Origin of the sequence: Xanthomonas rydalmerensis, assembly GCF_033170385.1 — a bacterium.
GTDB classification, from domain to species: Bacteria; Pseudomonadota; Gammaproteobacteria; order Xanthomonadales; family Xanthomonadaceae; genus Xanthomonas_A; species Xanthomonas_A rydalmerensis.
Genome location: NZ_CP126170.1, coordinates 3,631,437 through 3,651,169 on the forward strand (window position 1 = coordinate 3,631,437; position 19,733 = coordinate 3,651,169).

At 69.6% G+C, this 19,733-nt stretch carries 14 protein-coding genes; 7 read left to right on the forward strand and 7 right to left on the reverse strand.

The window, feature by feature from the left end:
* Positions 1-63: 63 nt before the first annotated feature.
* Both QN245_RS15185 and araD1 read right to left on the reverse strand, forming a co-directional pair.
* Complete coding sequence (locus QN245_RS15185; RefSeq protein ID WP_317843575.1) at positions 64-1,503, reverse strand: aldehyde dehydrogenase family protein; 1,440 nt, start codon at positions 1,501-1,503, stop codon at positions 64-66.
* Positions 1,504-1,521: 18 nt separating this feature from the next.
* Positions 1,522-2,529: an AraD1 family protein gene (araD1, locus tag QN245_RS15190; protein WP_317843576.1), complete on the reverse strand. Its 1,008-nt coding sequence runs from the start codon at positions 2,527-2,529 to the stop codon at positions 1,522-1,524.
* A 152-nt stretch (positions 2,530-2,681) separates the two neighbouring features.
* On the opposite strand from araD1, the gene QN245_RS15195 reads away from it, so the two are divergent.
* Positions 2,682-3,665 carry a LysR substrate-binding domain-containing protein gene (locus QN245_RS15195; protein ID WP_317843577.1) on the forward strand — a complete coding sequence of 328 codons (984 nt, stop codon included), beginning with the start codon at positions 2,682-2,684 and terminating at the stop codon, positions 3,663-3,665.
* Between the two features lie 174 nt (positions 3,666-3,839).
* On the opposite strand, the gene QN245_RS15200 is transcribed toward QN245_RS15195, so the two are convergent.
* Positions 3,840-4,637 carry an SDR family NAD(P)-dependent oxidoreductase gene (locus tag QN245_RS15200; RefSeq protein ID WP_317843578.1) on the reverse strand — a complete coding sequence of 266 codons (798 nt, stop codon included), beginning with the start codon at positions 4,635-4,637 and terminating at the stop codon, positions 3,840-3,842.
* Between the two features lie 173 nt (positions 4,638-4,810).
* Between QN245_RS15200 and QN245_RS15205 the strand changes: the two genes are divergently transcribed.
* The 6 genes from QN245_RS15205 to QN245_RS15230 all read left to right on the forward strand — a co-directional run bounded on the left by QN245_RS15205 (position 4,811) and on the right by QN245_RS15230 (position 14,479).
* The gene (locus QN245_RS15205; RefSeq protein ID WP_160964394.1) at positions 4,811-6,535 is read left to right on the forward strand and encodes an IlvD/Edd family dehydratase; all 1,725 of its coding nucleotides are present in this window, start codon (positions 4,811-4,813) and stop codon (positions 6,533-6,535) included.
* Between the two features lie 350 nt (positions 6,536-6,885).
* Positions 6,886-7,410, forward strand: a complete 525-nt coding sequence (locus tag QN245_RS15210; RefSeq protein ID WP_167087356.1) for an RNA polymerase sigma factor — start codon at positions 6,886-6,888, stop codon at positions 7,408-7,410.
* Complete coding sequence (locus tag QN245_RS15215; RefSeq protein WP_425612874.1) at positions 7,407-8,471, forward strand: FecR family protein; 1,065 nt, start codon at positions 7,407-7,409, stop codon at positions 8,469-8,471. The genes QN245_RS15210 and QN245_RS15215 overlap by 4 nt, the downstream gene beginning before the upstream one ends.
* A 275-nt stretch (positions 8,472-8,746) precedes the next feature.
* Positions 8,747-11,644, forward strand: a complete 2,898-nt coding sequence (locus tag QN245_RS15220) for a TonB-dependent receptor (protein ID WP_317843579.1) — start codon at positions 8,747-8,749, stop codon at positions 11,642-11,644.
* A 118-nt stretch (positions 11,645-11,762) separates the two neighbouring features.
* Entirely contained in the window at positions 11,763-13,064 is a 1,302-nt protein-coding gene (locus QN245_RS15225; protein WP_317843580.1) for a histidine-type phosphatase, read from the forward strand.
* 110 nt (positions 13,065-13,174) lie between these two features.
* A complete protein-coding gene (locus QN245_RS15230) occupies positions 13,175-14,479 on the forward strand; it encodes a jacalin-like lectin (RefSeq protein WP_317843581.1) in 1,305 nt (434 codons plus the stop codon).
* A gap of 280 nt (positions 14,480-14,759) precedes the next feature.
* Here QN245_RS15230 and QN245_RS15235 read toward each other — a convergent pair whose 3' ends face one another.
* The 4 genes from QN245_RS15235 to QN245_RS15250 all read right to left on the reverse strand — a co-directional run bounded on the left by QN245_RS15235 (position 14,760) and on the right by QN245_RS15250 (position 19,600).
* Positions 14,760-15,146 (reverse strand): DUF805 domain-containing protein, encoded by a 387-nt coding sequence (locus tag QN245_RS15235; RefSeq protein ID WP_160964390.1) that lies wholly within the window; start codon positions 15,144-15,146, stop codon positions 14,760-14,762.
* A gap of 84 nt (positions 15,147-15,230) precedes the next feature.
* On the reverse strand, positions 15,231-16,616 hold the full coding sequence (gene radA / locus QN245_RS15240) for a DNA repair protein RadA (protein WP_160964389.1): 1,386 nt from the start codon (positions 16,614-16,616) through the stop codon (positions 15,231-15,233).
* Positions 16,617-16,932: 316 nt separating this feature from the next.
* Positions 16,933-17,469, reverse strand: a complete 537-nt coding sequence (locus tag QN245_RS15245; protein WP_160964388.1) for a P-loop NTPase family protein — start codon at positions 17,467-17,469, stop codon at positions 16,933-16,935.
* 241 nt (positions 17,470-17,710) lie between these two features.
* Positions 17,711-19,600 (reverse strand): M61 family metallopeptidase, encoded by a 1,890-nt coding sequence (locus tag QN245_RS15250; RefSeq protein ID WP_160964387.1) that lies wholly within the window; start codon positions 19,598-19,600, stop codon positions 17,711-17,713.
* Positions 19,601-19,733 lie beyond the last annotated feature (133 nt).

Below are 19,733 nucleotides of genomic sequence, written 5' to 3' on the forward strand. Positions count from 1 at the left end.
CGGGCCCTGAGGCCGCGACGCGCCGCCCACCCTCCCAGGCCGGCGTGCGCTGGTTCGATCAGTTCATGGTGCGGATGTATAGGCGGTCTTGACCGTGGTGTAGAACTCCACCGCATACCGGCCCTGCTCGCGCGGGCCGTAGCTGGACGCCTTGCGCCCGCCGAACGGCACGTGCGGGTCGACGCCGGCGGTGGGCAGGTTGACCATCACCATGCCCGCCTGCGCGTGCCGCTTGAAATGCGTGGCGTGCTTCAGCGAGCGCGTGGCGATGCCGGCGCACAGGCCGAACTCGGTGTCGTTGGCCAGGGCCAGCGCGTGCTCGTAGTCGTCGGCCACCAGCACCGCCGCGACCGGGCCGAACACTTCCTCGCGGGCGATGCGGTGCTGCGGCTGCGCGGCGACCAGTGCCGGGCGCAGGTAGTAGCCGCGGTGCGCGCATTCCAGCGCTTCGCCGCCGTAGAGCAGTTCGGCGCCTTCCTCGCGGGCGATGCGCAGGTACTCGCGGTCCTGTTCGAACTGGCTGGCGCTGGCGACCGGGCCGATGTCCACGCCCGGCTCCAGCGCATGGCCGATCTTCAGCGCGGCCAGGCGCGTGCGCACACGCGCGAGGAATTCATCGTGCACCGCGCGTTCGACGATCAACCGGCTCGAGGCGGTGCAGCGCTGGCCGGTGGAGAAGTACGCACCGTTGACCGCGATCTCCACCGCCAGGTCCAGGTCGGCATCGGCCAGCACCACCAGCGGATTCTTGCCGCCCATCTCCAACTGGATCTTCAGCCCGCGCTCGGCGGCCTGGCGCAGCAGCCGGTTGCCGGTGGGCACCGAGCCGGTGAAGCTCAGCGCATCGATGCCGCGCTCGGCGACCAGCGCCTGGCCGACCGTGCTGCCGCTGCCGAGCACCAGGTTGAACGCGCCGTTGGGCAGGCCGGCGCGGCTGAGGATCTCGGCCAGCGCCCAGGCGCAGCCGGGCACGATCTCCGCCGGCTTGAACACCACGGTGTTGCCGTAGGCCAGCGCCGGCGCGATCTTCCACGCCGGGATCGCCAGCGGAAAATTCCACGGCGCGATGATGCCGACCGTACCGACCGGCTCGCGGGTGATTTCGACGTTGACCCCGGGCCGGGTGGAGGCCAGCGTTTCGCCGGGAATGCGCAAGGCCTCGCCGGCGAAGAACTTGAAGATCTGGCCGGCGCGCGCCGCCTCGCCGATGCTCTCCGGCAGGGTCTTGCCCTCTTCCGATGCCAGCAGCGCGCCCAATTCCTGCTTGCGCGCCAGGATCTCGCTGCCGACCGCGTCCAGCGCGTCGGCGCGCTGTTGCGGGGTGCTCGCGGCCCAGGCCGACTGCGCTGCGTTGGCCGCGGCGATCGCCTCGCGCACGGTGGCCGCATCGACACCGCCGGCCTCGCCGACCGGTGCCGACAGGTCGGACGGATTCTCGTCGGGGGCGATCGCATCGCCGGCCACCCAGCGGCCGTCGATGTAGCTCTGGAAACGTCGGGTCATGTCTACCTCCGTGCGGTTCTACAGCGCGCGCACGCCGCCCAGGGCGAATCCGCTCTCGACGCGCTGCAAGGGATTGACCAGCGCCGCGCCGAACTCGGGCAGTTCGATCTCGAAGCGGTCGCCAGGCTGCGCCTGCACGCCGTCGGCGAAGCTCAGCGTGGCGGTGCCGAAGAAATGCAGGTGCACGTCGCCGGGCACGCGGTGCGCGGCGTACTTGAAATGGTGGTACTCGAGATTGGCCAGCGAGTGGCACATGTTGGCCTCGCCGGTGACGAAGGGCTTTTCCCAGATCACCGCATCGCCGCGGCGGATGCGGCTGTGGCCGCGCAGGTCGCGCGGCAGGTCGCCGATGCGCAGCTCCGGGCCGACCGCGCAGGCGCGCAGCTTGGAATGGGCCAGGTACAGGTAGTTCTGGCGCTCGGTGACGTGGTCGGAGAATTCGTTGCCCAGCGCAAAGCCGAGCCGGTACGGCACGCCGTCGGCGCCGATCACGTACAGCCCGACCAACTCCGGTTCCTCGCCGCCGTCCAGGGCGAAGTCCGGGGACGGCAGCGGCGCGCCCGGCGCGACCAGATTGCTGCCGTCGCCCTTGTAGAACCATTCCGGCTGCGCGCCGGGCTGGCCGTCGCGCGGGATGCCACCTTCCACGCCAAGCTGGAAGATCTTCATCGAATCGGTGAGCGTGCCCTGCTCGGCCTGCTGCTGCAGGTTCTGGTGCATGGCATCGCGGGTCGCGGCGCTGCCCAGGTGGGTCAGGCCGGTGCCGGTGACGCGGCAATGCGCCGGGTCCGGATGGGTCAGCGGCGGCAACACCCGGCCGGCGGCCAGCAGCGCGGCATAGTCGAGCACACGCTCGCCGCGCAGGAGCTGCGCCTGCGCGTCCAGGCGGTTGCCGGCGGCCAGCGCCGCGTTGGCCAGCGCGTAGGTCGAATCCACCTCGCGCAACAGCCGCACCTGGCGGCCGTCGTCCTCCACCACGCCGACGCCGGGGGTCCCTGCGTCATCGAGCAACTGGATCAATCGCATGAATCGGTCGCCTGTCGGAATGCGGGCGCGCAGCGCGCGGCGCGGGACACGCGCGACGCGATGCACCGGTCCTATTCTGGCCGGACGACCTATATGCAACAAATATCGGTTTTGGCTTAACGTATACGAACATTCGTATCTTTGTGAGCGCCATGCCCGCCGCCCCGCCCTGGTTCGTCCGCGCCCGCCTGAAGACCCGGCAATTGATGCTGCTGCTGGCGATCGAGGAGGAAGGCAACATCCACCGCGCCGCCGAGACCTTGAACATGTCGCAGCCGGCCGCCTCCAAGCTGCTCAAGGACCTGGAGGACATGCTGGCGGTGCCGCTGTTCGAGCGCCTGCCGCGCGGCATGCGTGCGACCTGGTACGGCGAGGCGATGATCCGCCACGCGCGCATCGCCCTGGCCAGCCTCGGCGAGGCCGGCGCCGAGATCGAGGCGCTGAAGGCCGGCTATGCCGGCAGCGTCGCCGTCGGCGCGATCGCCGGCCCGGCGATGAGCCTGCTGCCGTCGGCCCTGGCCCAGGTCGGCGCGCAGCATCCGCTGCTGCGGGTGAGCCTGCGCGTGGACGGCAGCGACGTGCTGCTGGAGCAACTGGCGCAAAACAAGCTCGACATCGTGGTGGCGCGGCTGTTCGCGCGGCACGACAAGCGCCACCTGCACTACCAGGCGCTGGCCGAGGAAAAGGTCTGCGCCATCGCCCGCCCCGGCCATCCGCTGCTGGCGGCGCCGGCGCCGACACTGACCGTGCTGGCCGAGGCACCGTGGATCGTGCCGCCGGACGGCAGCGTGCTGCGCCACCGCTTCGAACTGATGTTCCAGAACGCCGGGCTGGAGGCGCCCAAGCGGGTGATCGAGACCTCGGCGCTGGTGGTGCTGCCGCAGCTGCTGCGGCATGGCGACGCGCTCGCAGTGGTCCCGGAGGACGTGGCCCGGCATTTCGCCGACCACGGCAGCGTGGCGATCGTGCCGGTGGCGCTGTCCTGCCGCATGGACGCCTTCGGCCTGATCACCCGCCGCGACTGGCTGCTGTCGCCCGGCGCGCGGATCGTGCTGCAGGCGCTGCAGGAGGCGGCCGCCACGGTCTACGGCGTCGCCGTGGCAGCGACCGCGCCGTCGCTGACTGCGGACAGCTGATCGCGTCGGGACTGAAGTCCCTCCCACAACGCGCCTCCCAGCAGCAGCGCCAGGCTGTTTGTGGGAGGGGCTTCAGCCCCGACGCGCGAAGCGGGACACCTCCTCCGCTATGGCCCTGTCCGAGCCGACGCCACCCCGCAGGGCATCCCTACACCGCCCGCCGCCGGACCTGGCTCAGGTCCAGCCGCCATCCACCACGAACTCCTGCGCGGTGATCGCGCGCGCCTCGTCCGAGGCCAGGAACAGCGCCATGCGCGCGATGTCGTCGGGCATCACCTTGTCCGGCAGGCACTGGTTGCGCGCCAGTTCGCGCTCGCCGGCCTCGTCCAGCCACAGGGTGACCTGGCGCTCGGTCATCACCCAGCCCGGGGTCAGCACGTTGATGCGGATCCGCGCCGCGCCCAGGTCGCGGGCCAGGCCGCGGGTCAGGCCGTTCACCGAGGACTTGGCGGTGGCATAGACCGGATAGCCGCCGGTCTTGCTCTGCCAGCCGGTGGAGCCCAGGTTGACGATGGAACCGCCCCCCAGCCGCTGCATGCCCGGCACCACCGCCTGGATCGCGAAGAACGCCGCACGCTGGTTGATCGACACGCAGCGCTCCCAGTACTCCGGCGTCACCGCCTCCAGCGCATGGCGGTCGTCGCTGCCGACGTTGTTGAGCAGCACGTGGAAGTCGCCCAGCTCGGCCGCCGCCGCGCCGATCGCCGCCTGCAGCGCGGCCACGTCGGTGACGTCGCAGCGGCGCCACCAGGGCGCGGTCAGGCCGCCCGCGGCTAGCCGCTCGGCCAGCGCGGCGCTGGCCTCGGCCGCGACATCGACGAAGGCCACCTGCGCGCCCTGCGCAGCGAAGGCCTCCACCAGCGCGGCGCCGATGCCGGAGCCGCCGCCGGTGATGAAGACGCGGCGGCCGCGCAGGCTGCCGTAGGTTGCGTTGTCGAGGGAGGAAGGCGCCGCGCTTGCCGAGTTGTCCATGCCGTTTCGCTCTAGGTGGATAGGATTTCGATATATGAAAACAAATATCCATTCGAAGATATTTGCTATTTTTCACGTATCAATATGCCCGCTAGCATCGCCGACGTAAAGCATCCGGGGGTGGCTTGCGCGCAGGCGGATCCCGGCGTCCTGGACTCGAGGAATCCGCCGACATGGGCTCACCCAGCAAACCGCCGCGCCGCAGCCAGGCGTGGTTCGGGCGCGAAGGCAAGCAGGGCTTCTACTACCGCAGCTGGCTCAAGAGCGCCGGCCATCCGCACGACATGTTCGATGGCCGCCCGGTGATCGGCATCTGCAACACCTGGTCGGAACTGACCCCGTGCAACGGCCACCTGCGCGAACTGGCCGAACACGTCAAAAAAGGCGTGTACGAGGCCGGCGGATTCCCGCTGGAATTCCCGGTGATGTCGCTGGGCGAAACGCAGATGCGCCCCACCGCGATGCTGTTCCGCAACCTCGCCAGCATGGACGTGGAGGAATCGATCCGCGCCAATCCGCTGGATGGCGTGGTGCTGCTGATGGGCTGCGACAAGACCACCCCGTCCTTGTTGATGGGCGCGGCCAGCGTGGACCTGCCGACCATCGGCGTGTCCGGCGGGCCGTCGCTGTCGGGCAACTGGCGCGGGCAACCGCTGGGCTCGGGCACCGGCGTGATCGAGATGTCGGAGATGGTCCGCGCCGGCACCCTGAGCCAGGACGACTTCGTCGAGGCCGAGGCCTGCATGCAGCGCTCCAAGGGCAGTTGCATGACCATGGGTACCGCGTCGACCATGGCCAGCATGGTCGAGGCGCTGGGCATGTCGCTGCCGGAGAACGCGGCGATCCCGGCCGTGGACGCGCGCCGCGCGCGGCTGGCCCGGCTCAGCGGGCGGCGCATCGTGCAGATGGTGGAAGAGGACCTGCGCATGTCGCAGGTGCTGACCGCCGATGCGTTCGCCAACGCGATCAAGGTCAATGCGGCGATCGGCGGCTCCACCAATGCGGTACTGCACCTGCTCGCCCTGGCCGGCCGCGTGGGCGTGCCGCTGCAGCTGGACGACTGGGACCGGCTCGGCTCGCGGCTGCCGTGCCTGGTGAACCTCAAACCGTCCGGCCAGTACCTGATGGAAGACTTCTACTATGCCGGCGGACTGCCGGCGGTGATGCGCGAGCTCGGCAGCGAACTGGCGCTGGACGCACGCACCGTCAACGGCCGCACCGTGGGCGAGAACGTGGCGCAGGCGCCGTGCTGGAACCGCGAGGTGATCCATCCGCTGGACGCACCGGTCCGCGCAGAGGCCGGCATCGCCGTGCTGCGCGGCAACCTGGCGCCTGACGGCGCGGTGATCAAGCCCTCGGCCGCGTCCCCGCACCTGCTGCGGCACCGCGGGCGCGCGGTGGTGTTCGAGAGCATCGAGGATTTCAAGGCGCGCATCGACGACGAGGCGCTGGACATCGACGCCGACTGCATCATGGTGCTGAAGCACTGCGGCCCGCGCGGCTACCCCGGCATGGCCGAGGTCGGCAACATGCCGCTGCCGCCGAAGCTGCTGCGTGCCGGCATCACCGACATGGTGCGCATCTCCGACGCGCGCATGAGCGGCACCGCCTACGGCACCGTGGTGCTGCACGCCTCGCCCGAGGCCGCCGCCGGCGGCACCCTGGCACTGGTGCGCGACGGCGACATCATCGAGCTCGACGTCCCTGGCCGCGCGCTGCACCTGGAAGTCAGCGACGAGGAACTGCTGCGCCGGCGCAGCGAATGGACGCCGCCGCCGGCACCGACGCGCGGCTGGAGCAAGCTCTACGTCGAGCACGTGCAGCAGGCGCACCTGGGCGCGGACCTGGACTTCCTGGTCGGCAGCAGCGGCGATGCGGTGGCGCGCGATTCGCATTAGCGCCCGCAGCGAGATGCTTCCACGACTTTCGTAGGAGCGGCTTCAGCCGCGACAGGCGTTCCCGATAGCCCACGTCGCGACTGCAGGCCACTTCCAACCGCCGCATTCGCCACGCATCACCGTGATGTCGTAGGAGCGGCTTCAGCCGCGACAGGCGCCACCGGTAACGCGTGGTCGCGGCTGAAGCCGCTCCTACAGATGCCGCTTTTCTGAAGATTGGAAGCCGCGCGACGTCACCCGCACGCGTCGCGAAGCAGGCCGCCTTCTTCCACGCGCATCGCCCCCCACGTCACCGAACCGTCATCTGCAGCTTCTAGCCTGCGCCGCACCCAAGGAACAAGGCAGGCTCGGTGGCGGCTCACCCCAAACGCGCATGGGCGCGCATGTTCGCCGAACACGGCCCGGTGCTGCGCGGCTTCTTCGTGCGCCGTGGCGCGCGCGAAGACGCCGAGGACATGGTGCAGGAGACCTATCTGCGGCTGCTGCGCGCGCATCGGCAGCAGGGCGAGGCCATCGCCAATCCCGAAGCCTATCTGTACACCGTCGCGCAGAACCTGGCGCGCGAACAGGCCGCGCGCCGCCGCCAGGCGCCGCTGCGCATCGACGAGATGGAGCAGTTCTCGCAATTGCTGGCAGCGGGAGACGACGTGGAAGACAGCGCACATCAGCGGCAGCGCCAGCAGCACCTGCAGGCCCTGCTCGCCGACCTGCCCGCGCGCACCCGTGCGGTGCTGGTGATGCAGTACCGCGACGGGCTGAGCTACAAGCAGATCGCCGAACGCATGGGCGTGTCGCCGCACATGGTCAAGAAGCACGTGGTGCGCGGCCTGTCGGCCTGCCGCCGCGCGCTGGCCGACAGCGGGGACCGCTGGTGAACGACAGCGCCTTCTCGTCGCGCAGCGCCATCGCCGAGGCCGCGCACTGGCATGCGGTGCAGCGCATGCAGCCGCTGGATGCGAAACAGGAACAGCAGTTGCTGGACTGGTTGACCGCCTCGCCGCAGCACCTGCGCGAGTATCTGGCGATGCAGCGTGTGGCCGGCGAACTCGGCGAGGCGCTGCGCGGCATGGACCTGGACGTGGACGCCTTGCTCGCCAGCGACGACGCCGCCGCCGCAACCGGCAACGTGATCGCCCTGCCCGTGCCGCGGCGCGTGACAGCGACAGCGACACCAGCGCGCGACGCGCGCACCCGTGCCGCGCCGCGCTGGCGCCTGGCCGCAGCCGCCGCGGTGTGCGCGGTCGCGGTGCTGGTCGGCTGGAACTGGCCGACCAGTCAGACCTACCGCACCGCGCTCGGCGAACAACGCAGCGTGCAACTGGCCGACGGCAGCACGGTGCGGCTCAACGCGCAGACCCAGGTGCGCGCCACGCTGACGCCGTGGAGCCGGACGCTGCAGTTGCTGCAGGGCCAGGCCAGTTTCGTGGTCGCCGCCGACCGGCGCCCGCTGCAGGTGCAGGCCGGCGGCCTGCGCGTGGAAGACATCGGCACCACCTTCGACATCGCCCTGCACCAGGATCAGGCGCGCATCGAGGTCTCGGCCGGCCGCGTGCACGTGTGGCGGCAGGACCAGCCGCAGCAGCCGATGCTGGCCGACCTCGGCGCCGGCCAGAGCGCGCGCATCGACACCGCCGATGGCCGGGTCGAACTGGGCAACGAGGACGTCGCGGCCATGCATGCCTGGTGGCAACGCCGCATCGTGTTCCGCGACGAACCGCTGGCCAACGTCGCCGAGGACTTCAACCGACTCAACCGCACCCGCCTGCTGATCGACGACACCGATGCCGGGGCGATGCGGCTGACCGGCAATCTGCGTGGCGACGACGTCGCCGCATTGCGCGCGTTCCTGGATGCGCAGCCGACCTTGCAGGTACGCACCAGCGCCAACGGTATCCACGTGCGCAGCCGTACCCAAACGCAAGCACGCCTGGAGTAGCGCGGCAGGTGCGTGGCGCGCACTGCGCAGCGCACGCATCGTCCAGACCAGACGGCCGGCGCGCAGTCGCGTGCCATCAACGCGTCACACGCAGCGTGCACGCACGCATTCGTGCGCGCACGCGACGCCAGCACTCCCCGCACGTGTCACAGAAAATTCATCGAAAAACGGTGCCCGATCTTCGCCGTCGTACCTCGTAGTCCAGGGACAGCGCAGGCAACCGCCCACTGGCGATGCCGCGCGCACCACTCCCCCCGCTCTCACAGGACCCGACGATGCGCCGCACCCTGTTCCTTTCCATCGCCCTCGCCCTGCATGCCGGTGCCGCTGGCGCGCAGACCGCACCCGTCGCGGTCGATGCGATTCCCGCGCAACCGCTGGCGCGTGCGCTCAATGCCCTGTCGCGGCAGACCGGCCTGCAGTTCGTCTATGCCGCCGGCAGCACCGGCAACCCGCAGACGCATGGCAGCAGCGCCGGCGTGGCGCCGGAGCAGGCGCTGCAGCAACTGCTCGACGGCACCGGCCTGCGCTACCGCTTCCTGACGCCGACCACGGTGACGATCGAGGCAGCGAGCGCGCCGGCCGAAACCGCCGCTACCGTACCGGCGACGATGACCGCCGTCCCAGCGCCGGCACCGACAACGCCTGCGGATGCACCGGTCAAGCAACTGGACGGCATCCAGGTGCTCGGCAGCTACGCCGGCAGCCTCAGCGCCGCGCTGCGCGAGAAGCGCTACGCCGACAGCGTGGTCGACGTGATCGCCGCCGAGGACATCGGCAAGCTGCCGGCGCAGAACGTGGCCGAAGCGCTGCAGCGCGTGCCCGGCGTGTCGATCGTGCGCGACCGCGGCGAAGGCGTGTACGTGCGCGTGCGCGGCCTCGGCCCCAACTTCCAGGTGACCACGCTCAACGGCCAGACCATGGCGGTCAACGAAAACGTGCGCACCTCCGGCCAGACCGGACGCCAGTTCCGCTACGACACCCTGCCGGCGGAACTGGTCGCCGGCCTGGAGGTGATCAAGAGCCCCACCGCCGACCTGGACGAAGGCGCGATCGGCGGCATCGTCAACGTGCGCACTTTTCGCCCGCTGGAACTGGGCAAACCCCTGACCAACGTGTCGCTGGAATCGAGTCAGGCGCAGCGCACCCACGCCAACGATCCGCGCGTATCCGGACTGTTCAACTGGGTCAATGCCGACGGCACCTTCGGCCTGCTGCTTTCCGGCGCCTACGCGCAGCGCAGCCTGCGCCAGGACCGGGTCAACGAAGTGAGCTGGGACTACTACCGCGACGGCGTGCCGGGCGTGCCCGGCGCCAACTATGTGGCCACCGGCCTGCGTCCGACGCTGGAACTGGAGCAGCGCGAGCGCACCGGCATCGCCGCCTCGCTGCAATGGAAGCCGAGCGCGGCCTGGGAAACCAACCTGGACCTGCTCTACGCCAAGCAGACCGTGCACTACGACGAATACAGCCTGGGAGTGGGCTTCGACAGCTTGGCCAAGCTCAGCAACCTGCGCGTGGCGCACGGCGGCGTCGCCGGCTTCGACTACCGCAACGGCCAGGTGCAGATCTCGCGCGAGACCTCCGGCATCACCGACGACAACCGCAGCGCGCGCCTGTCCAGCACCTGGAGCGGCGATGCGTGGACGCTGGGTGCGGTGGCGTTCCACTCGCAAGCGCATAGTTACGACTCCGATCCGATCCGGCGCACGCGCCTGCGCAGCGGCACCAACCTGTCGATGCGCGTGGACATGCCGCAGGCCGATGGTGATGACGTACCCGATTGGCGCTTCACCAACGGCTTCGATCCGACCAACCCGGCCAGCGTGGCCGGCCGACGCCTGGAATGGCGCGAGATCGACGCGCGCGACAAGGAGGACGCGCTGCAGTTCGACGCCAAGCGCGCGCTCGGCGACGGTTTCTTCCGCGAGCTCAAGGTCGGCGCCAAGTACCGGCAGCGCTCGCGCACCTACGATCGCGCCGACCTGCTGCTGACCAGCATCGCCGGCGTGCGCTTCCCGGCCGGCAACTTCACCGCGCTGCCGGTGGACGACATGCTCGCCGACGCCAACGGCAACCTGCCGCGGCACTGGCTGGCGCCGATCGAATCGACCTTCTTCGGCACCTGGCCGACCGCCGCGGATCTGGTCAACACGCCCAACAGCGCCGACCTGCAAAACTCCTACGAGGTGAAGGAAAAGATCGGCTCGGCCTACGCGATGGCCGACTTCGGCAGCCAACTGGCCGGACGCGAACTGCGCGGCAACCTCGGCGTGCGCCTGGTGCGCACCGAGCAGACCACCGACGGCCACGCCGACGTCGACGGCAGCGCGCAACCGGTGCACTTCGCGCGCAGCTACAGCAACGCGCTGCCCTCGTTCAATGCCGCCTGGGACGTGCGCGACGACATGGTGCTGCGCAGCTCCGCGGCCAAGGTCATCACCCGCCCGGACCTCACCGACCTGTCGTCCAAGCTCACCTTCAACTCCAGCGGCGAAATCCTCACCGCCAGCGGCGGCAATCCGTCGTTGCGCCCGTTCGAGGCCTGGCAGTACGACCTGACCTTCGAGTGGTACATCGACGGCACCTCGGCGCTGACCGGCGGCGTGTTCTACAAGGACATCTCGCGCTTCATCCAGACCCAGCTGTCGAACCTGCAGTACCAGGGCCAGACCTACCTGCTCTCGTCCAAGACCAACGGCAGTCAGGCCAGCGTCAAGGGCGTGGAAGTGGCCTACCAGCAGGTCTTCGCCGGCCTGCCGACGCCGCTGGACGGGCTGGGCATGCAGCTCAACTACACCTGGACCGACAGCGAGGCCACCTATCGCGACGGCAGCCGCAGCTTCACCGACAGCCTCGAAGGCGTGGCCAAGAACACCTACAACGCGGTGCTGTTCTACGAGAAGGGGCCGCTGATGGCGCGGGTGAGCTACGGCTGGAGCGACGACATCGTCAACGCGGTCGGCACCGCCAACGTCGCCACGCTCAACAGCGACAGGTTCGGCAGCCTCGATGCGAACGTGGCCTGGAAGGTCAACGACACCCTCTCGGTGTTCGTCAACGCGATCAATCTCACCGGCGCCGTGCAGCGCCAGTACGTCGGCGACCGCCTGTTCGGCGGCTACACCGATTACGGCCGCACCTGGTCGGTCGGCCTGCGCGCACGTTTCTGATCCGTCGCGCTGCCGCCCGCGCGCGGCAGCCAGCCGGCGCCCGCTGCCTGCATGGCCGCGGGCGCGGCCACCGCCGCGCACCGCCGCGCGACGCACCGCCTCTGCCTGGAGCTTGCCGATGCCATCGCTGTCGCACCTCGCCGCCCTCGCCCTGTTCTTGCTCGCGCCGCTGGCCTGCGCCGCGGCACCCGCGCAACCGACCGCGACAGAGACGCTGGAAAAAGTCGTCATCCTCAAGCGCCACGGCGTGCGCGCGGCGATGTCCAGCGCGGAACAACTGGAGCGCTACTCGGCGCGCCCGTGGCCGCGCTTCGACGTCCCCGCCGGGCATCTCACCGCGAACGGCGCGGCACTGGAACGGCTGTTCGGCACCTACTACCGCGCGCATTACGCATCGCTGAGGCTGTTCGCCGGCGACGGCTGCGTGGCCGCGTACTACTGGGCCAACCGCACCCAGCGCACCCTCGCCTCGGCGCAGGCGCTGGCCAGCACGCTGACCCCGGGCTGCGCCAACCCGGTGCACAGCGTCGCCGACGGCGCCTCCGATCCGCTGTTCGATGGCGCGCCCGCCCTGCGCGATCCCGCCGCGGTGGCGCAGATGCGCGCGGCCATCGCCGGCCGCATCGGCGGCGATGCGCAGGCCTGGAACGCGGCCCAGGCCGACGCCATCGACAGCCTGCAGCAACTGCTGCTGCAGTGCGCGCAACGGCCCTGCCCGGCCGACGCCGGCAACGGCAAGCAGCGCCTGGATGCGGTACCGGCGCGGCTGGCCGACGCCGGCGAATCCATCCCCGGCATCGAAGGCCCGGCCGCGGCCGCCTCCGGCCTCAGCGAAAGCCTGCTAATGGCCTGGGCGGACGGCCAGGACTTCGCCGCGCTGGGCTGGCGCGGTATCGACGAAGCCAGCCTGTTGCGCGCCTTCGCCCCGCACCAGGCAGAGTTCGCGCTGCGCCTGCGTGCGCCCGCCGTCGCGCGGATGGCCGCCTCGCCGCTGGCGGCGCGGCTGCTGGCGACGCTGCTGGAAGGCAGCGGCCAGGCCACGCACGCCGCGCCGATCGGCGGCGCGGCGCGGCTGGTAGTGCTGTCCGGCCACGACGGCACCCTGACCCTGCTGGCCGGCATGCTCGACCTGCACTGGCAACTGCCCGGCTACCAGCCCGACCAGACCGTGCCCGGCGGCGCGCTGGTGTTCGAGCGCTGGCGCCGCGCCGACGGCGAACGCGTGATCCGCCTGCGCTACACCGCGCAGAGCCTGGCGCAACTGCGCGAACGCCGCGCGCTGACCGTGCAGGCGCCGCCGTTGGCATCGGCGGTGTTCATCCCGCAGTGCAGCCGCGCCAATGCCACGTACGACTGCCCGCTGCCGGCCTTCGCCGCCGCGGTCGAAGCCGCGCTCGATCCGCAGTTCCTGACCCCATGACGCCACGTGCGCCGGCCCCGGCCGGTCGCGCGGCGGCATCGGTGCTTTCCGGCACCGCCCCCTGGCGCTCGCGCCACCCGCTGTTCCTCCCAACCCGCAAGAGGCGATTCATGATCCAGCATCTACGCACCCTCGTGAGCTACGGCATCGGATTGAGCCTGGCCTGCGCCGGCGTGGTCCACGCGCAATCGGACGTCGGCGTGCTCGACGTGCTCACCTACAACGTCGCCGGCCTGCCGCAGGGCATCTCCAGCAGCAACCCGGCCGCCAACACCGCGCAGATCGCACCGAAGCTGGCACCCTACGGCCTGATCAACGTGCAGGAAGATTTCAACTATCACGCCACGTTGTACGCGGGCGACAAGCACCCCTACCGCACCCCCACCAGCGGCGGCGCGGCGATCGGCGACGGCCTCAACACGCTGAGCAACTATCCCTTCGACGACTTCACCCGCGTCAAGTGGGACAAGTGCAACGGCACCGACTGCCTCACCCCCAAGGGCTTCAGCTACATGCGCGTGCGCCTGGACGACGGCGTGCTGCTGGACGTGTACAACGCCCATCCCAACGCCGGCACCGAGAGCGCCGACCTGGCCGCGCGGCGCGCAAACATCAGCCAGCTCTCGCAGTTCATCCAGACCTGGTCGGCCGGCAACGCGGTGCTGGTGATGATGGACTCCAACACCCGCTACACCCGTGCCGACGACAACATCCGCACGCTGATCGCCGGCAACGGCCTGACCGATACGTGGGTGGAACTGGTCAAGGGCAGCGCGCCGGCCGCCGGCGCCGCGCCGCTGCTGTGCGGCACTCCGCCGACCAATGACTGCGAAGTGGTGGACAAGATCCTGTACCGCGACGCGCCGCAGCTGACCCTGGTCGCCAACCGCTACAAGCTCGACGACGGCCACTTCTACGATAGCGAAGGCAAGCCACTGTCCGACCACTATCCGCTGGCCGCGCAGTTCGGCTGGGCGGTCGGTGCCACCGTGCGCACCAGCGACCAGTACGGCGGCCCGCACGGCACCCCGTTCAACGACATCGCCAAGGGCGCCGAGCAACGCACCATCGCCAGCGTGACTCTGCGTGGCGCCTCGCGCCTGGACGGCATCGCGCTGGGCCTGGACAACGGCAGCACCCTGGCCCACGGCGGCAGCGGCGGCGATCCGGTCACGCTGCGCCTGGCTGCCAACGAGCGGCTGACCTCGGCCACGTTGAGCGTGGGCCAGTACAACGGCCACACCCGGCTGTTCTCGCTGAGCCTGCGCACCAACCAGGGCCGCAGCCTGAGCGCCGGCACGCCGACCAGCGAGACCTACACGCTCACCGCGCCCAGCGGCTGGCACATCGCCGGCTTCACCGGCCGCGACGGCGACGAGATCGACAAGCTCGGCGTGGTGTACCGGAAGGACTGACGCATCATGCCGGACGCTCGCGCCTGCGTTCGCGCATAAACGAGAACGGCGCTCGCAAAAGCGAGCGCCGTTTTCAGCGACGCGGAGTGTCGGTGCGCTCGACCTGCGGCAAGCATGCCGGCGAACGCCGCTGCGTCGTCGCGCACATCCTCCAATCGCGATTCCCCGGATCGGCGTGCCGCGGTTTCAACGCCGAGGCGACCCTCGCCGCACGGCGCTGCACGCCACGACATCGGCAGCAGCCGCGTCGCGGACCCGACGCGGCGGATCCAACCGCAGATCAGGCCTGCTTCGGATCAGGACCGTAGGCGTTGGCGCCCTTGACCCCTTCCAGGAACATGAAGACCAGGATCACGAAGCCGCCCACCCAGGGAATCAGACCCAGCAGCACGTACCAGCCGGACTTGCCCTGATCGTGGAACCGGCGCACCTGCACCGCGATCGACGGCACCACCACGGCCAGCGAGTACAGGCCCAGCAGCACCACCGCCACCAGCGACAGCATGCTGGTGCCATTCTGGCCGCCGACGCCGCCACCGATTCCCATCAACACCATCAGCACCGTGATCACGACGATGTTCAACAGCGTGAACATCCAGTATTCCTTGCGCCGCGAACGCCCGGAAAAATCCGCGTAACGCTTGAGCGGCATCAACATCCATTCCATTGTGTTTTCCTTTTTTTCGAACCGCTGCCTCACTGCAGCGGGCGGCATGGTGGCATAAACGCCGCCAAGGGGAAACGCTGGCAACTACTCGCTCGCCGCCTCCAACGCTTGCGCCAGGCGCTCCACCGCGATCACCTCCATGCCCTTGACCGTGCCGGTCTTGGGCGCATTGGCCTTGGGCACGATGGCGCGCTTGAAGCCGTGCGTGGCCGCCTCGCGCAGCCGGTCCTCGCCGTTGGGCACCGGGCGGATCTCACCGGACAGGCCGACCTCGCCGAAGGCGATGGTCTTCTCCGCCAGCGGCCGGTCGCGCAGCGACGACAGCACCGCCAGCAGCACCGGCAGGTCGGCCGCGGTCTCCTGCACACGGATGCCGCCGACCACGTTGACGAACACGTCCTGGTCGCCGACCACGATGCCGCCGTGGCGGTGCAGCACCGCCAGCAGCATCGCCAGCCGGTTCTGCTCCAGTCCCACCGCCACGCGCCGCGGATTGGACAGCGGCGAGGCATCGACCAGCGCCTGCACCTCCACCATCAGCGGCCGCGTGCCCTCGCGGGTGACCATCACGCAACTGCCGGGCTGGTGCGCGCTGCCGCCGGAGAGGAAGATCGCCGACGGGTTGGAGACTTCCTTCAGCCCCTTCTCGCCCATCGCGAACACGCCCAGTTCGTTGACCGCGCCGAAGCGGTTCTTGAACGCGCGCAACAGGCGGAAGCGGCTGCCGCTCTCGCCCTCGAAGTACAGCACCGCATCGACCATGTGCTCGAGTACGCGCGGGCCGGCGATGCCGCCTTCCTTGGTGACGTGGCCGACCAGGAACACCGCGGTGCCGGTCTCCTTGGCATAGCGCACCAGCCGTGCCGCGCTCTCGCGCACCTGGCTGACCGAACCGGGCGCGGCGGTCAGCGCCTCGGTCCACAGGGTCTGCACCGAGTCGGCGACGATCAGCTTGGGCCGCGCCGCGCTGGCATGCTGCAGGATGTGCTCGATGCCGGTCTCGGCCAGCGCGTTGAGGCCGTCCAGCGGCAGGTCCAGGCGCACCGCGCGCCCGGCGACCTGGCCCAGCGATTCCTCGCCGGTCACGTACAGCACCGGCAAGGTGCCGGCCATCTTCGCCAGCGCCTGCAGCAGCAGGGTCGACTTGCCGATGCCCGGATCGCCACCGATCAGGACCACCGCGCCCTCGACCAGGCCGCCACCGAGCACCCGGTCGAACTCGCCGATGCCGGTGGACACGCGCGCCTGGTCGCGATGCTCCACGTCCTTGAGCGCGGTGATCTTCGGCGCCTCGGCCTTGCCGGCCCAGCCGCTGCGCCGCGCCGCGGCCGGCGCCTTGGCCGTGGCCGCGCTCTCCAGCACGATCTCGCTCAGCGTGTTCCAGGCGCCGCATTCGACGCACTGGCCCTGCCACTTGCTGTACTCGGCGCCGCACTCGCCGCAGACATAGGCCGTTTTCGCTTTCGCCATCTGGTGTTGGTCCGCTCAGACAATGCATCAGCATAGTGGCTGGCGGTCTCAAGGTCCGCGACGCGGTGCCTGCGGCGCATCGCACTCGCTCCCCTACCGGGTGAAGCGGTGCCGGGAAAGCATCGCGCACTCGCCAGCGGCGGCGATGCGCGGCGGCGCGCTGCTGCGTTTCGCCCCGACTGGTGGCCCAAGCCGCCGCGCACGGCCGCCGGGAGCCGGGAGCCGGGAGCCGGAGGCATCGTGTGGGAGGGAAGTCAGGTCCGACGGATGCCGCCCAGGAAGATGTCCTCTTTGCTTGTCGCGACGGGGATGGTCGTCAGCGCGCCTTCAAGGCAACAAGGAGGTGTTGCACCTGATCACGTCGCGTAATGCGCACAAAGCGAATATGCGCGTACTGCGGGTTGTCCAGATCGGCCTCGTAGCGCGCGCGGTTGCTGCGCCAGGTCTTGAGCATCCAGACGATGATAGACTCCCGACTAAGGAATGTGCGGCGAAAACTCTCGCGATTTCCCGTCCCTGGCCACAATTCCTGTTTGTGCCAGGCCCGTTTGAACGCTCTGGCGACAGCCTGGCATAGCGTGCGGGCAAACCCATAGTCCACCCACACCACCAGGTCCACATCGCGCCATTTCACGGGCCGCGTCCGGTCGTAGTTGCCATCCAGCACCCAGTCCGCAGAAGCAGCTAATGCACGCTCCAGTTTTTCCAGGAATGCATCGTCCGGTGTCCCCTGCCAGTCCGCGCGCCAGTAGAGCCTGTCCATTTCGACATAGGGAATCGCAAGCTCCTTGGCGATCCGCCTGGCGAGCGTGCTTTTCCCGCTTGCGCTGGTGCCGACGACATTGATTTTCACCGCCTAAACCTCGTCCTCGCGGAAGAAGATCAGCCACCTCGGCCGCTCCCGCACCGCGCTGTGCTCGCTGTAGGAACGGCTTCGCGTGGCCTGCGCCATCGGTGGAAACCAAGCAGCGAACACAAACCACCCGGCGTCTCAATCGCCCTCCAGCGACGCGCGCCAGCGCGATGACGCCATCGCCGCGCACCGGCACCGCCCGGCGCACCGAAGCACGGGCGGGCGATCGTGCTCGCCGCTCTCAACGCGCCTTGTACAACTCGCTCAGGCGATCCGGCGTGCCGGCGATACGCTCCAGGTGCGGATACTGCAGGCCACCGTAGTAGGCGATGCGCAAGGTGTCGTAGCGGTCGCCGCGCTTGACCAGCAGCTCGAGCGGAGTGCTGCCGCCCTTGGCCGCGGTGACCGCGTCCTTGAGCGCCTCGGCGCTGTACTCGCGGCCGCCGACCGCGACCACGCGGTTGCCGGCGATAAGGCCGGCATTGAACGCCGGGCTGTCCCACAGCACGGCCTGCACCTGGCCCTGTTGGTCCAGGCTCAGGCCCAGCGAATAGCTCAGGTCCAGGCTCTTGCTACGCGACTCGGACGTCTTGCTGGCCGCGTTCGGCTGATCGGTATAGACCAGCCTCCAGCCGCTGGCCTCGATCCCGCCGACCAGCGAACCATGCGCGTCGAGGCGGCTGCGCAGCAGGGTCGCCCAGTCGTACTTGGCGATCCCATTGAGCGTGGCGACGATGTCGTCGAAGGTGTAGGGGTTCACGTCCCAGGCGCCGTCGTGCATGCCGAAGAACGCCTTGGCGAAATCGTCCAGCGAGCGCTTGCCGCCGCTGAGCTCGCGCAGCTTGGCGTTGACCTCCAGCCACAGCATCTGCCCGCCGGAGTAGTAGTCCTCGCTCAGTTGGTAGCTGCGGTAGGCGCGCGGCCGGCGCATCGACATGGTCGGGTCGTTGGTGGTGTCCTGCAGCGCGCGCCAGGCCAGGCCGGGACGGCCGCGCTGGTAGACCGCGGCGACGTTGGCCAGCATGTCGCGGGCCTGATCCTGCGTCCACAGCCCCGCGCGCGCGGCGATCACCTCGCCCCAGAACTGGGTCTGACCCTCATACAGCCACAGCAGGCTGTCGCCCATCGGCACGTTGAAGTTGGGCGTGGCCAGGTCGGCGCCGCGGCGGTACTTGCCGTTCCAGGAGTGGTTGAACTCGTGCGCGAGCAGGTCGCGCATCTCCCAGCTCTTGTCCCACTCGGTGAAGTAGTCGAGCGGCCCGCTGTTCTCGCTGGAGCGGTGGTGCTCCAGGCCGATGCCGCCGAGCTTGTCGGTCAGCGCCAGCAGGAACTCGTAGTGGTCGAAGTGGCGCGCGCCGTACAGCTTGTCCATCTGCTGCACCAGGGCCACGTGCGCCTTCACCTGCTCGGGCTTGGCCTCCAGCGACTTGGGCTTGTCGGCGAACACGTTCAGCGCCACCGGCGCCTTGTCCTTGCTGTCCAGCACGATGCGCTTGTAGTACTTGCCGGCGAACATCGGCGAATCGACCAGGTCGTCGAAATCGATCGGCTTGAACGTCACCGTGTCGCCGGTCCGCCCGGCGGTCTCCAGCGCGGTGGCGTAGCTCCAGCCGGCCGGCAGGGTCACGCTGGCCTGCGCCTTGATGTTGCGCGCGTACACCCCGGCCGGATACAGCGCGGTGGTGTTCCACTGCAGGTTGAGCATCTCCGGGGTCATCATCACCCGGCCCTGGCCGTCGCCCTGCGAGGACAGGAACTGGTACTCGGCGACGATCTCGCTGACGCCGGCGGGCACGTCGATCTTGAACGCATAGACGTCGTACTGGTCGCGCGTCCACGGCAGCACCTTGCCGTTGGCCTTGATCACCAGCCCGGCCACCTTGTCGATCGGGCCGGTCGGGGAATGGTTGCCGGGGATCCACTGCGGATACAGCAGGGTCATCGGCCCCGGCGTGGCCGGAATGGTGCTGCGCACGCGGAAAATGCGGTGCGCCAGATCGGTGGCGTCGACATCGATCTTCAACGTGCCGGCGAACGGCACGTCGCGCGGCGGTGCGGTCTGCGCCGAGGCCTGGAACGCGACAGTGGCGGCCAGCAGCAACGGCGCCATCCAGGCGGTGGACTTGTTCATGGGATCTCCAGGCAGGAACGGCGGCGAACAGGCAAACCCCCATGCTATGCCTGCGGCGCCGCGACGTGCCATGCCATAGGTCATGCCCGCGGCACAGCGCGACGCACGGAAGCTGCGTGCGCGAGGCAGGCCT

What these genes read in the sequence shown, in the direction of transcription:
- QN245_RS15230 (WP_317843581.1), top strand. Translation starts at nt 13,175, where the DNA reads ATGATCCAGCATCTACGCACCCTCGTGAGCTACGGCATCGGATTGAGC.
- QN245_RS15200 (WP_317843578.1), bottom strand. Translation starts at nt 4,637, where the DNA reads ATGGACAACTCGGCAAGCGCGGCGCCTTCCTCCCTCGACAACGCAACC.
- QN245_RS15220 (WP_317843579.1), top strand. Translation starts at nt 8,747, where the DNA reads ATGCGCCGCACCCTGTTCCTTTCCATCGCCCTCGCCCTGCATGCCGGT.
- QN245_RS15225 (WP_317843580.1), top strand. Translation starts at nt 11,763, where the DNA reads ATGCCATCGCTGTCGCACCTCGCCGCCCTCGCCCTGTTCTTGCTCGCG.
- QN245_RS15185 (WP_317843575.1), bottom strand. Translation starts at nt 1,503, where the DNA reads ATGACCCGACGTTTCCAGAGCTACATCGACGGCCGCTGGGTGGCCGGC.
- radA (WP_160964389.1), bottom strand. Translation starts at nt 16,616, where the DNA reads ATGGCGAAAGCGAAAACGGCCTATGTCTGCGGCGAGTGCGGCGCCGAG.
- QN245_RS15250 (WP_160964387.1), bottom strand. Translation starts at nt 19,600, where the DNA reads ATGAACAAGTCCACCGCCTGGATGGCGCCGTTGCTGCTGGCCGCCACT.
- QN245_RS15205 (WP_160964394.1), top strand. Translation starts at nt 4,811, where the DNA reads ATGGGCTCACCCAGCAAACCGCCGCGCCGCAGCCAGGCGTGGTTCGGG.
- QN245_RS15235 (WP_160964390.1), bottom strand. Translation starts at nt 15,146, where the DNA reads ATGGAATGGATGTTGATGCCGCTCAAGCGTTACGCGGATTTTTCCGGG.
- araD1 (WP_317843576.1), bottom strand. Translation starts at nt 2,529, where the DNA reads ATGCGATTGATCCAGTTGCTCGATGACGCAGGGACCCCCGGCGTCGGC.
- QN245_RS15195 (WP_317843577.1), top strand. Translation starts at nt 2,682, where the DNA reads ATGCCCGCCGCCCCGCCCTGGTTCGTCCGCGCCCGCCTGAAGACCCGG.